This is a genomic window from Sinomonas atrocyanea (assembly GCF_030812675.1).
Taxonomy (GTDB): Bacteria; Actinomycetota; Actinomycetes; order Actinomycetales; family Micrococcaceae; genus Sinomonas; species Sinomonas atrocyanea_B.
Genome location: NZ_JAUSTE010000010.1, coordinates 56,328 through 69,200 on the forward strand (window position 1 = coordinate 56,328; position 12,873 = coordinate 69,200).

General features: G+C 73.0%; 9 protein-coding genes and 1 riboswitch. Of the genes, 3 read left to right on the forward strand and 6 right to left on the reverse strand.

The genetic code is table 11. From position 1 onward, the window contains the following. Positions 1-30: 30 nt before the first annotated feature. From J2W20_RS14095 to J2W20_RS14105, 3 genes are all read right to left on the reverse strand, one after another. Complete coding sequence (locus J2W20_RS14095) at positions 31-2,067, reverse strand: glycosyltransferase family 39 protein (protein WP_307007425.1); 2,037 nt, start codon at positions 2,065-2,067, stop codon at positions 31-33. Next, entirely contained in the window at positions 2,067-4,268 is a 2,202-nt protein-coding gene (locus J2W20_RS14100; protein ID WP_307007311.1) for a glycosyltransferase family 39 protein, read from the reverse strand. The genes J2W20_RS14095 and J2W20_RS14100 overlap by 1 nt, the downstream gene beginning before the upstream one ends. A 93-nt stretch (positions 4,269-4,361) precedes the next feature. Next, positions 4,362-5,723 carry a bifunctional glycosyltransferase family 2/GtrA family protein gene (locus tag J2W20_RS14105; RefSeq protein WP_307007312.1) on the reverse strand — a complete coding sequence of 454 codons (1,362 nt, stop codon included), beginning with the start codon at positions 5,721-5,723 and terminating at the stop codon, positions 4,362-4,364. 229 nt (positions 5,724-5,952) lie between these two features. Here J2W20_RS14105 and J2W20_RS14110 point away from each other — a divergent pair, with 229 nt between their 5' ends. After that, positions 5,953-6,861, forward strand: a complete 909-nt coding sequence (locus J2W20_RS14110; protein WP_307007313.1) for a DMT family transporter — start codon at positions 5,953-5,955, stop codon at positions 6,859-6,861. 49 nt (positions 6,862-6,910) lie between these two features. On the opposite strand, the gene J2W20_RS14115 is transcribed toward J2W20_RS14110, so the two are convergent. Both J2W20_RS14115 and J2W20_RS14120 read right to left on the reverse strand, forming a co-directional pair. Beyond that, on the reverse strand, positions 6,911-8,410 hold the full coding sequence (locus J2W20_RS14115) for a HAMP domain-containing sensor histidine kinase (protein ID WP_307007314.1): 1,500 nt from the start codon (positions 8,408-8,410) through the stop codon (positions 6,911-6,913). Positions 8,411-8,412: 2 nt separating this feature from the next. Then, on the reverse strand, positions 8,413-9,153 hold the full coding sequence (locus tag J2W20_RS14120; RefSeq protein ID WP_066495139.1) for a response regulator transcription factor: 741 nt from the start codon (positions 9,151-9,153) through the stop codon (positions 8,413-8,415). 167 nt (positions 9,154-9,320) lie between these two features. Between J2W20_RS14120 and J2W20_RS14125 the strand changes: the two genes are divergently transcribed. Next, positions 9,321-10,283, forward strand: a complete 963-nt coding sequence (locus tag J2W20_RS14125; protein WP_307007315.1) for a hypothetical protein — start codon at positions 9,321-9,323, stop codon at positions 10,281-10,283. Between the two features lie 107 nt (positions 10,284-10,390). Here J2W20_RS14125 and J2W20_RS14130 read toward each other — a convergent pair whose 3' ends face one another. Next, on the reverse strand, positions 10,391-11,197 hold the full coding sequence (locus tag J2W20_RS14130) for a hypothetical protein (RefSeq protein WP_307007316.1): 807 nt from the start codon (positions 11,195-11,197) through the stop codon (positions 10,391-10,393). A 7-nt stretch (positions 11,198-11,204) separates the two neighbouring features. Continuing rightward, positions 11,205-11,397: riboswitch (cyclic di-AMP (ydaO/yuaA leader) on the reverse strand. A gap of 643 nt (positions 11,398-12,040) precedes the next feature. On the opposite strand from J2W20_RS14130, the gene J2W20_RS14135 reads away from it, so the two are divergent. Then, on the forward strand, positions 12,041-12,868 hold the full coding sequence (locus J2W20_RS14135; protein ID WP_307007317.1) for a winged helix-turn-helix domain-containing protein: 828 nt from the start codon (positions 12,041-12,043) through the stop codon (positions 12,866-12,868). The last annotated feature ends 5 nt before the right edge of the window (positions 12,869-12,873 follow it).

Sequence of the window (12,873 nt, forward strand, 5' to 3'; positions counted from 1 at the left end):
CGCAGCACCCGCCGTTCCGGCACCCCACTCTCACCCGAGTCGGTAGACCGTCGTCCCGCCGATCGTCTGGGCGGCGTAGTTGGCCTCGACCCACTGGGCAATCTGGCGGGCAGCGTCGGAGCCCGAATCGCCTCCCATGAGCGAGGCCGCGATGAACCAGTGCACCCTGCCTTCCGCGACGAGCCGCTGGAACTGCTCGAGCGTGGGGGAGGGGTCGGTGCCGTTGAAGCCGCCCAGTGCCATGACCGGCTGCCCGCTCGCGAGCTGGTAGCCGGCGGCGTTGTTCGACCCGACCACGGCCGCGGCCCACGTGTACTTCGAGGCGTCCGCGGTCAGGGCCGCGACGAGTGCGGCCGACGGCCTGCTGGCACCGAGGAGGCCAGCCCCGCCCCCGCGTCCGACGAAGCCCGTCGCCGCCGGGCCGCCCGTGCCCTGGCCGAACTGGCCTTGGATGAACTGGCGCCGGCCCCCGAACCCGCCCGGGCCGCCGAACCCGAATCCCGAGGACGGGCCGGCGCTCACGATCGCCCCGGTGTGCGCGGTGGACACGGTCTGCACCGTGAAGGCCAGCGGGCCGGCGAGGCCGGCGAGGAGGGCGAGGGCCGCCGTCGTCCGCGCGGCCCGGCCGCTCCACCGAGGGGCGACGGGCACGCCGAACGGTCCTGCGAGCACGCCGAGCGCCGCGGCGATCCCCGCGACCGCCACCGCCGGGGCCAGCCAGGGGACGAAGCCCGTGGCGCGGCCCAGCAGGACGGCGCCCATGGCCCCCGCCGAGAGGACTGCCGCGGCCAGGACGGCCGCCTCCGTGCGCCGGCCGCGCCGGTGCCACAGGACGCCCGCGCCGAGACCGGCCAGCGCCGCGATGGCGGGGGCAAGCGCCACCGTGTAGTACTCGTGGATGATGCCCGCCATGAGGCTGAACGTGAGGCCCGTGACGAGCACCCAGCCGCCCCACACCATCACGGAGGCGCGCACCGGGTCGGTCCGGGGGGCGCGGCGCCCCACCCAGAGGAGGGCGGCCCCCAGGATGAGCGCGGAGGGCAGGAGCCAGGCGATCTGGCCGCCAAACGACTCCGAGAAGAGCCGGAGGAGCCCCGGCCGGCCCCAGCCGTTGCCGCCGCCCACCGAGCCGACCTCGTTGCCGTCGAGCCGGCCGAACCCGTTGTAGCCGAAGGTGAGCTCCAGGATCGAGTTGGTCTGGGACCCGCCGATGAAGGGCCTGGCGCTCGCGGGGGTCAGCTGGACGGCGAGGATCCACCAGCCCGCGGCGGCCGCCATCGCGGCGAGCGCCCCGGCCAGGTGGAGCAGCCGCCGCCCCAGCGGGTGCGGGGCGGCCCACAGGTAGGCGAGCCCGAAGCCCGGGACCACCAGCAGGACCTGGAGCTGCTTGGCGAGGAACCCGACGCCGAGCAGGGCGCCGGCCGCGATGAGCCAGCGCGCCGTCCCGTCCTGGACCGAGCGCACCACGGCGTAGCCGGCCGCCGCCATGAGCAGCACGAGCAGCGCGTCCGGGTTGTTGAACCGGAACATGAGCGCCGCGACGGGGGTCAGGGCGAGCACGACGGCGGCGAGGAGCCCGCCGCGGTGCGCGGCGGCATCGCTGCCGGTCGCCGCCAGGACGGCCCTGCGCACCGCGAGGTAGAGGATCCAGGCGGTGGCGACGCCCATGAGGACCTCGGGGACGAGGATCGAGGCGGAGCTGAGCCCGAACACGCGCACCGAGAGGTCCACGATCCACAGCGACGCCGGGGGCTTGTCGACCGTGATCGAGTTCCCGGCGTCCGAGGAGCCGAAGAAGAACGCCTCCCAGTTCTGGCTGCCGGCCTGGGCCGCGGCCGAGTAGAACGCGTTCGCCCAGCCGTTGGCGGTGAGGTTCCACAGGTAGAGGGCCGCGATCGCCCCGAGGACCACCGCGAGCTCGGCGCGCCGGCGCGACGCCGCCGCCCCGGTACGCCCGGCGGCCGGACCCGCAGGACGTGACCTCCAGGAGGTGACTCCCAGACGGCCGGGGCGGCGCGGGGACGCCCCAGGTGCCCCGGGCGGCTCGTAGCCGAGCGTGCTGGCCATCACTTCACCAGCTTATAGACGGTCGTGGAGCCGACGGTCTGGGCCTGGAAGTTCGCCTCCACCCACTGGGTGATCGCGGAGGCGTCCGTGGACCCCCCGCCACGTCCGCCGAAGCCGCCGCCTCCTGCGATGTAGTACGTGACCTCGCCCTTGGAGACCAGGGCCTTGAACTCGTCGAGGCTCGGGTAGGGGTCGCTGCCCATGAAGCCGCCCATGGCGATGACGTTGGTGCCCGAGGCGAGCTCGAGGGAGGCCGCCGAATTCGCACCGGTGGTCGCCGCGGACCACGTGCTGGTGGTCTGCTTCAGGAGCGCCACCAATGCGCTCGACGCCGTCGCCCCGCCGCCCGGGCCGCCTTGCACCTGCCCGCCGAAGCCGCCCGTCTGGCCAGGAGTGCCAGCCGGACCCGTGGCCCCGCCGCCGGGGGCCTCGCCGGCGGAGCCGTCACGCGAGGCTCCCAGACGGTCGCGGAACTGCGCGAACCCGGCTCGCGTCCCGAAGCCGCTGGCACTGGACGGCCCTGAGGTCGGGATCGCGCCGCTGTGGCCCACCGAGGCCGTGGCGACCGTGAACGCCGCGGAGCCGAGCCCACCGGCGAGGAGCGCCGTCACGGCCAGCGCCATCGCACCGGCGCGGACCCTGCCCGCCCCGAAACGGTCCACCCGCACCAGGAAGCCCAGCGCGGCGAGGACGCCGAGCACCACCACCACGACCCGCAGCCACGGCAGCCACGACGCGTCGCGGCCCAGGAGCACCGCGGTCCAGACGCTCGTGCCGAGCACCGCCACGGCCAGGACGGTCCGGGACGGCCAGTAGGACCTGCCCCTGAACAGCTCGGCGGCGCCGATGCCCACGACTCCGGCGATCCCGGGCGCAAGGGCGATCGCGTAGTAGTTGTGCACGGTCCCGGTCATGAACGAGAAGACCAGGGCCGTGAGGATGGTCCAGCCGCCCCAGATGATCAGGGAGGCACGCACCCGGTCGGTGCGGACGGCCCGCCGGGTGAACCAGAACCCGGCCACGAGCAGGATCAGCGCCGCCGGCAGGAGCCAGGAGATCTCGGACCCGAAGGTCGTGCCGAACATCCGCGTGATCCCGGCCGCCCCTCCGAATCCGCCGCCACCCGGGCCCCCGCCGCCCGGCGCGCCGCCGGCGAAGCCGCCGAGGCCCCCGCCGCCGGTCGCGCCCGAGCCGGCGGCAGCACCGGCGTCGGACGCGCGGTCCCGCACCGCGCCCCCGAAGCCGCCGCCGCGGTTGCCGAAGATGCGGGCGAGCCCGTTGTACCCGAAGGTGAGCTCGAGGAAGCTGTTGGTCTGCGAGCCGGCCATGTACGGACGCACGCTCGTGGGGGTCAGCGTGAACACGGCGATGTAGGCGCCCGCGACGGCGACGAGGCCGCCCAGCGCACCGAGCAGGTGCAGGATCCGCCGCCGCAGCGTGGTCGGGGCCGCCCACAGGTACGCGAGGCCGAGCGCGGGGACGATGATGAGGCCGGCGAGCATCTTGGTCAGGAACGCGAGGCCGAGGACGGCGCCCACGCCCACGAGCCACTTCCAGCCGGCCTTCTCGATGGCCCGGACGGTCATGTAGGCGGCGAGGACCAGGCAGAACGTGAGCATCGCGTCCGGGTTGTTGAACCGGAACATGAGCGCGGCGACCGGGGTCGCCGCGAGCGCGCCGCCCGCGATGAGGCCGGCGGCCGGCCCGCTCACGCGCTTCACCGCGGCGTACATGAGCGCGACCGAGGCCACCCCCATGAGCGCCTCGGGCAGGAGCATGGTGAACGAGTTGAAGCCGAAGATCCGGCCCAGGAGTCCTGGGATCCAGAACGCGGCCGGAGGCTTGTCCACGGTAATGGCGTTGCCGGCGTCGAGGGAGCCGAAGAACCACGCGGTCCAGTCCTTGCTCCCGGCCTGGACTGCCGCGGCGTAGAACTCGTTGCCCCAGCCGGAGTTCGTCAGGTTCCACAGGTAGAGGAAGCCCGAGGCGACGACCAGGCCGAACGCGGACGGGCGGGCCCAGCGGGGCTGGTCCGCGCCGAAGGCGACGCGGCGCCAGGAGGGCCGGGCGGGCGGACGACGGCGGGAGGAGGCCGCCGCCGTGCGCCCACCCGGGGCTGTGGGGGACGCGGTGTCCGGGGTGCCCGAGCCGGCGGTGGGGATGGCGCCGGTACCGGTGTCCGGAGTGAGCGAGGTGGTCATGGGAGGGCCTTTCGGAGGGGCAGGCTACGTCTGGGAGTCACCTTCTGGAGGTCACCTTCTGGGAGTCACCTCCTGGAGGTCACCTCCCGCGGGTCACGTGCGGCGGCGGAACACCCAGTGGCGGAAGAGGAGGAACTTGAGGGCTGTCGCGGCGAGGTTGGCGGCGACGAGGATGCCGAGCTCGAGCCACGTCGCGGGGTCGGCGACCGTGTGCATCCAGGCGAGCGCCCCGGCAGTGAGGGCCCAGCCGAGGCCGAACACGATGAGCCCCTCGAGGTGGTGCCGCCCCAGCCGCTCCGCGCCGAGCACGCCGAACGTGAAGCGGCGGTTCGCGACCGTGTTCGCCACCGCGGTGATGAGCAGCGCCACGAAGTTCGAGGCCTGCGCGTCCATGAACTCCCGCCCCAGCACGAACAGGGCCGCGTACGCGAGCGTCGAGGCGAGCCCGATGGCCGCGAACCGCGCGAGCTGACCGAACAGGCTCTGCCGCCGCCCGGCCTCCGCGGCGCGCTCGCCGGCCGGGAGAGGCCCACGGGCCAGGGCATCGCGCAGCTCGGTGAGGGGGATGCGGCCGCGGGCCATGTCCTTCGTGAGCCGGTACATGCCCCGGAGGTCGTCGAGCGCCGTGCGGACCACGTCCACCTTCGAGTCCGGATCGTCCGTCCAGTCCACCGGGACCTCGTGGCAGCGCAGGCCGCAGCGCTCGGCGAGGACCAGGAGCTCGGTGTCGAAGAACCACGCGGTGTCGAGCGTGTGGGGCAGGAGCTGCTGGGCCACGTCCGCGCGGATCGCCTTGAAGCCGCACTGCGCGTCGGAGAATCCGGTCCCCATGAGGGAGTGCAGCAGGAAGTTGTAGGAGCGCGAGACGAACTCGCGCTTGGGGCCGCGGATCACCCGCGAGGTCCGAGCCAGCCGGGTGCCGATCGCGAGGTCCGAGTGGCCGGACAGGAGCGGGGCCACGAGCGGGCCGAGCGCCGCGAGGTCGGTGGAGAGGTCCACGTCCATGTAGGCGAGCACCGGAGCATCCGAGGCGAGCCATACCCGCCGGAGCGCGTTGCCGCGGCCCTTCTGGTCGAGGTGGACCGCGCGGACCTCGGGCAGCTCGCGCGCGAGCCGCTCGGCCACGCGGAGCGTCGAGTCGGTCGACGCGTTGTCAGCCACGGTGATCCGGAACCCGTGCTTGAACGTGCGGGAGAGATGCGAGTGGAGACGCCGGACGCACTCCTCGAGGTCCTCCTCCTCGTTGTAGACGGGGACCGTGACGTCGAGGACGGGGATGCCCGCCGCGTCGAGCGCGTGCGCGTCGATGGCGGTGCCCGGGCGGAGCCCGGACACGAGGGCGGGGAGGCCGCCGGGATGGACGACGCCGCCGGCCGCCTGCGCGGTCGGCTCGCCGGAGGCGGGGGCCAGGGAGCCGGCGGCTGCGTCCGTGATGCTGGGGTCGGTGAGCGTCATGTACTGACTGTCGCGGGCTACCTTTTGACCGCCTTAGCGCGATGCTGTGGCGCTGCTGTGAGCCTCGGGGCGACCTCGCGCTCCCGCGGGTGATCTCGCGCTCCCGCGGGGTGACCTCGGCCGACCCGGGGCGGCGATGATTCGGCCCAGCCCGAATCGTTCCGGATGTCCGGGCCCCCGCCTAGAGTGGCATCGTGATCCACTCCACCGCCCTCCAGGACCGGGTCCGATGAGCCGCCGCGCCTGGGTCCTCTTCGCGGCCATGAGCCTCATCTGGGGCGTGCCGTACCTGCTCATCCGCGACGCGGTGCACGAGGTGAGCCCCGCCGTCGTCGTGTTCTCGCGGACGGCGATCGGCGCGGTCGTGCTCCTGCCGTTCGCCCGCCGGGGGATGCGCATCGTGTGGGAGCACCGCTGGCCCGTCCTCGCGTTCGCGCTGCTCGAGATGGTCGGCCCGTGGTTCCTCCTCAGCGACGCCGAGCGGTTCCTCACCAGCTCGCTGGCCGGGCTCCTCATCGCCTTCGCACCGGTGCTCGCCCTCGTCGTCGCGCGGCTGATCGGGCTCGAGAAGCGCATCGGACGGCTGCGGATCGCCGGCCTCGCCGTCGCGGTCGGGGGAGTGGCGGCCCTCGGCGGCGGCGGCATGGAGGCCGCCGGACCGTGGCCCGTGGTCGAGATGATGCTCGTGGCGGTGGGCTACGCGATCGCGCCGCAGATCGCCGCCACGAAGCTGCGCGAGGTGCCGGCGCTGCCCATGACGGCGGCGTGCCTGACCGTCGCTGCGGCCATCTCCTCGCCGTTCGCCCTCATGTCCTGGCCCGCCCAGGCGCCGTCGGCGCTCGCGACCGGCTCGCTCGTGCTCCTGGGGCTGCTGTGCACCGCCCTGGCGTTCCTGCTCTTCTTCCGCCTCATCGCGGACGCCGGGCCGGCCCGGGCGACGGCGATCGCCTACGTCAACCCGGTCGTGGCCCTCGCGCTCGGGGTCGCCCTCCACGGCGACCCGCTCACGCCGCTGATCGGCGCCGGCGCGGTGCTCGTCCTCGCGGGGACCTTCATGGCCACGCGCCGCAGCGCCCACGAGGCCGAGCCCTCGCCGGCCGGCCCCGCGCAGGCGCCCTCCGCGCAGGCTTCGGGATGACCGGGGCGCCGCGCGATGCTCGGCGCGCGCGGCTCCCTCGGCCCGGGGGCTACGCGGCGGGCAGGTAGACGGCGAACTCGGTCCGGCCGGGCCTCGAGGTGACGTCGATGGAGCCGCCGTGCGCCTTGACGATGGCGTCGACGATGGAGAGCCCGAGTCCCGTGGAGCCCTCGCCCGTGGAGGTGCGCGCCTTGTCGGCGCGGGTGAAGCGGGAGAAGACGGTGTCCCGCAGGTCGGCGGGGATGCCCGGGCCGTCGTCCGTCACGGTCAGCACGGCTTCGCCGGTCGCCGACCGGCCCGCCGCCGCGGTGACCGTGGTCCCCGCCGGCGTGTGCTTGCGGGCATTGCTCAGCAGGTTCACGAGCACCTGGTGCAGCTTCGCACCGTCGGCCGTGATCTCGACCGGCTCCTCGGGCAGGTCGAGGCGCCACACATGGTCCGGTGCAATGACCTTCTGGTCCGTGACCGTCTCCACGAGCAGCTGGGTGAGGTCCACGGGCCCCCGCTTGAGCGGCTGGCCCTCGTCGAGCCGGGCCAGCGTCAGCAGGTCCTCCACAAGCCGGGACATCCGCAGCGACTGCGACTCGACCCGCCCGAGCGACTCCGCGCCCTGGTCGGTGAGCGGCTCGGTCAGGCGCAGCATGTCCGTGTAGCCGCGGATCGCCGTGAGCGGGGTGCGCAGCTCGTGCGAGGCGTCGGCGACGAACTGGCGCACCTTCATCTCCGAGGCCTGGCGCGCCTGGAGGGCACCGGAGACGTTGTCCAGCATCCGATTGAGCGCGTTCCCCACCTGGCCGACCTCGGTCCCGGGGTTGGCGGCCGACTCGGGAACCCGCACCGCGAGCGCCACCTCGCCGGCCTCGAGCGGCAGCTGCGCCACCTGTCCGGCCACGCGGGAGAGCTCGTCCAGGGGCTTCATGGTGCGACGGATGATCACCGTGCCGAGCAGCCCGACGAGCACGAGCCCCCCGAGGGACACGGTGACGGTGGTGAGCACGAGCGATCCGAGGGTCGCCTGCATCGACGTCAGCGGGAGGCCGGTCACGACGACGTCGCCGTTGGCGACCTGGACGGCGACCAGCCGGAACGACCCGGCGCTGAGGTGCCGGTCCACGGCGCCGGTCGCGCCGCCCGGCCCGCCGGGCCCCTGGCTGCCGGCCGGGATCGAGGCGAGCGCATCGGCGTCGGACTGCGTGATCGAGACGATCTTGCCGTCGGCCGTGCGCAGCCCGCTCGTGACGAGGACCCCGTTGCTGATCCTCGCGCTGAGGGTGCCGGCGCCCTGGCCGGGCGCGTCCAGCGGGTCGCGGCGGAGGCCGCCCGAGGGGGTGCCGAATTCCACGGCGCGGTGGCTCGCCTGGGCCAGCTGCCCGTCGAGCTGCTGGGTGAGCACCCGGTCCATGGTCGCGTACAGGAGGGTGCCTACCACGGTGCAGATGCCCACGAGCAGGAGCATCACCACGAGGACGAGCTTGGTCCGCAGGTGCCACGTGTCGGGGTGGAGCCAGCTGCGCCCCGAACGCGGTTCCGCGCCCGAGAGCTTGCTCATGGTCATGCCTCTGCTGGCTTGATGACGTACCCGGCGCCGCGGACCGTGTGGATCATGGGGGCGCGGTCCACGTCGATCTTCTTGCGCAGGTAGGAGATGTAGAGCTCCACGATGTTGGCCTGGCCGCCGAAGTCGTACTGCCACACGCGGTCGAGGATCTGGGCCTTGCTGACCACGCGCTTGGGGTTCTCCATGAGGTAGCGCAGGAGCTCGAACTGCGTGGCGGTGAGCTGGATGTCGTCGCCCCCACGGGTCACCTCGCGGGTGTCCGTGTTGAGCACGAGGTCGCCGACCACGAGCTCGGCGTCGTCCTGGGCGGCCACGCCGGAGCGTTGGACGAGCCGGTGCAGGCGCAGCATGACCTCCTCCATGCTGAACGGCTTCGTGACGTAGTCGTCGCCGCCGGCCGCGAGGCCCGTGATGCGGTCCTCGACCGCGTCCTTGGCGGTGAGGAACAGCGCGGGCACCTCGGGCATGAACTGGCGGATGCGCGTGAGCGCCTCGACGCCGTCGAAGCCGGGCATCATGACGTCGAGCACGAGGACGTCCGGCCGGAACTCCCTGGCTGCCTTGACTGCGGAAGGCCCGTCCGAGGCCACCTGCACGCTCCAGCCCGCCATGCGCAGGCCCATGCTCATGAGCTCGGACAGGCTCGGCTCGTCGTCCACCACGAGGGCGCGGATGGGTGTGCCGTCGGGGTGCGTCAGCGCCGGCAGGTTGTTGGTGGAGAAGGGGCTTGCCATGGTTCCAGCCTCCCTGTGACGGATTGTCCGAGCCTGAGCGCGGGCTGTGAACGCCCTGTGCACGCAAGCCTAGCCCGGTCACAGTAGCCGCAGGCGGCCGGCACAGCCCGGACACAGCATCCGCGCCAACCCTGATACCAGAACGCCGCACCCTCGAGGAGGACACCATGGCCCAGAACGATTCACCCCGCCCGGACGAGCACCGCCCCGCCGAGCCGACCGTCCCGCAGGAGACGGTCGCCTCGCCGTACGGCGAGCACGGCGGGCATCCCGAGCACGACGGCGTGTCCCGTCCGGGTGCCGGGCCCTCCGCCGGCTGGGGCGCGCCCCAGGAGCAGACCCAGCAGTATCCCGGATGGGGCGCCCCGCAGACCGACCCGGCCCAGCCGACCGAGCAGACCCACCAGTACCCGGGCTGGGTCGCCCCGCCCGAGCAGCTCTACGCCCAGCCCGCTCCGGGATGGGGCGCGGCTGGGGGCAAGGGGCCGCACGCCCCTGCCGCGCGGTGGCGCGGCCTCACCTCGACCCAGAAGGGCGTCGCCGCGGCGGCGGCAGCAGTCGTGATCGCCGGAGGAGCCGGCGCGGCCGTGTGGGCGGCGAACTCCTCCAACGCGTCCACGGACAGCAGCGCCGCGAACGGCTTCGGCGGCGCGGCCGGGCAGGGCGGGTTCGGCCCCCAGGGCGGCACCGGCGCGCAGGGCGGAACCGGCCAGCAGGGCGGAAGCGCGGCCCAGGGCGGCACGCGCGGATTCGGCGGCGCCGGCGGGGTCGGCATCGGGATGCTCGGCCAGATGCTGCACGGCGAGTTCGTCGTGGTCCAGGGCAGCACGAACGTCACGATGGTCGAGCAGGCCGGCACGGTGACGGCCGCCTCCGGGCAGTCGGTGACGGTCAAGAGCAGCGACGGCTTCCAGCAGACCTACGCGCTCTCGTCCTCGACCCAGATCGCCGCGCGCGGGATGCGGGGACGGGGTGCCTCCGGCAGCGGGGCCTCGGGCACCGAGACCCTCGCCGAGGGCGAGACGGTGAGCGTCATGGCCCTCAAGGACGGCCTCGCGGCCCAGACCGTCATGATCCTCGGCACCGGCACCGGCACCGGAACCGGGACGGGTTCCGGCACCTCGAGCTGAAGCGGCCCTCCCTGGGACACCACAACGGCGCCGCCGGCCTCGAACGTGAGGCGGGCGGCGCCGTCGTGCGCAGCGGGGACGGCGTGAGCCGTGCCCGGCGGCTGCCCTCAGTACCAGTTGTGGGCGAGGTGGAACGCGAGCGCGTTCGCGGGCGAGCCGTAGCTCTTCTTGATGTAGTCAAGGCCCCAGTCGATCTGGGTCTTGTAGTTCGTCTGCCAGTCCGCGCCCACGGACGCCATCTTGCTGCCCGGGAGCGACTGCACGATCCCGTAGGCACCCGAGCTGGCGTTGGTGGCCGTGGTCGACCAGCCGGACTCCTTGTTCCACAGCGTGACCAGGGCGCTCATCTGGTCCTGCCCCCAGCCGAACGCCGAGAGCCGGCTCGCGGCGTAGGCCTGGGCTGCCGCCGGGTCGTTGACCGGCTGTGCCGCCGCGGCGGCCTTGGCTGCGGCTGCGGCGGCCTGGTCGGCTGCTGCCTTGTCCGCCGCCGCCTTGTCGGCTGCGGCCTTGTCCGCGGCACTCTTGTCGGCTGCGGCCTTGTCCGCGGCAGCCTTGGCAGCGGCGGCCTTGTCGGCTGCCGCCTTGTCGGCTGCGGCCTTGTCCGCAGTGGCGCGCGCATCGCTGCTCGCCTGGGCGAGCGCGCCCGGCTGGCTCGGGCTCGGGGTCTGCGCGGCGGCGGACGCCGAGGGGGCCGTCACCGAGGCGGTGCGGGCGAGGTCTGCCGAGTTCGCGGTGGCCGCCGCGCCTCCGCCGGCAACGGCAAGGAGGCCGAGGGACAGGGCGACGACGGCGCTCCGGTTGCCGAAGCGGTCAGTTCCCTTCTTCGCGGCACGGGCCAGGGCGGAACGGTTCGGGGCGACGGCTCGACGTCGGCCATGAGGGCGCGCGGAAGCGCGGTCAGGGGTCTTGCTCACAAGCGTAAGGGCCTCTCGTTTGCGCCTGCGAAGTTAGCTGTCGGGTTCGGATGAGAGTCATCCGGCCCGGCCAGTGGCACGGGCTTCACCCCGAGGCCGCCATGAATGCGCGTAGCACTGGGCGCGGCCGCTGAGTGGGTCCTCCGTCTCTGCCTCCTACGTCCCCCCAGGCCGTCGGCAGAGCTCGGCGGACAGGGCCTGAGGGATGCCAGCCGTGGGGCGGGCACCAAACCACTGTAGGGGAACGGACCCCTGATTGTCACATTTGGGTAACAGCAGATTGGTCGGCCGCCGGACCGGGCAAAACCGGCGCGCCCGCGTGCGGTGTAGACCATGTGGTCTGGCCATGTCCAGCCGCGCGACGCTCCGGGCGGCCCGCGTGTCGAGTCACGTCCACGCTGTGAGATCGACCGCGCGCGGCGCCACCCGTCCCGAAAGGCCCGAAAGGCCGAATATTGTTCGACAAAGAGCCGGCCGCTTCTCGAAACTGTGAAAATATCTGTTCACATTCTCGGATCGCCGAATCGTGATTCCTGTCACAACCAGCACTGTCTGTCTCGCATGGTGAGACGAACCCGACAATGTTACTTGCCTGTAGCCATTGTTACGGGACACACTCTCACTGTGAACAAAGACTCAGCAGCACCTGCAGCCGCAGACCGCCGCCTCGCCGGGACACCCTCCGGCCGAACCGCATGCTGCTGTCGAATGCCGAGCTAACTGCACCACCCCAGCACTCAGCCCCAGTCTTTTCGCCGCCCAGCGTCGGGCATCCACCGCCAGGCGGGCGCATCTGCTCCGCATTCGAAGCCTTCACGGCTAGCAGTCTCACGAGGTTCATCCATGTCTGTTGCATCCGGCTACGTCCACATCTCTGTCCGCAACGCCCAGAAGGCCCAGAAGCCGGGCCACCGCCAGCCCTTCAGTGCCCACTTCGGCGGTGCCGAGGCGTACCAGCACGGCGCCGCCGCCGCGGCCCGTACCCCGTCCCTGGGCGCCGTCCAGGACGCCGCGCCCATGACGGCCCCGACCCCGGTCATCCAGCCGGGCGCCGAGCCGGTCCGCGCGGTTGCGGCGGACAACGTCGCCCACGGCTTCGTGCTCTACGTGGGCCTCTCCGAGCAGCAGGCCGCCGCCGCCGGGACCTCGATCGCGCGCATCGCCCAGGAGATCCGGGCCTACGCCCAGTCGCTGGTCGAGGGCGTCGAGAGCTACGCCGCGGTGGCCGTGGCGCCCGCGAGCGCGCCGGGCTCCCCGCTCGACGTCGTGCGTTCGACCTTTGGTGACCCGACCGTGTCCGTCCGGCAGCCGCGCCCGGAGCCGCGCCCCGCGGTGTCAGATTCCCGCCCCGCCGGTGTGCTCATCGACCTCGCCCGCCGCGAGGTGCACCTCGACGGCGAGACGCTCAACCTCACGTTCAAGGAGTTCGAGCTCCTGAACTACCTCGTCGAGAACGGCACGCGCACCGTGAGCCGGGACGAGCTCCTCGAGAGCCTGTGGAAGAACGCCGAGGAGGTGCCCAACGAGCGCACCATCGACGTCCACATCCGCCGCCTGCGCTCCAAGCTCGGCAGGCTCGCGAACACCGTCCGCACGGTGCGGGGCCAGGGCTACCGCTTCTACGAGCACCCCGAGGTCATCGTCTGGGCCGCGCCCGAGTACTCGATCTGACGGTG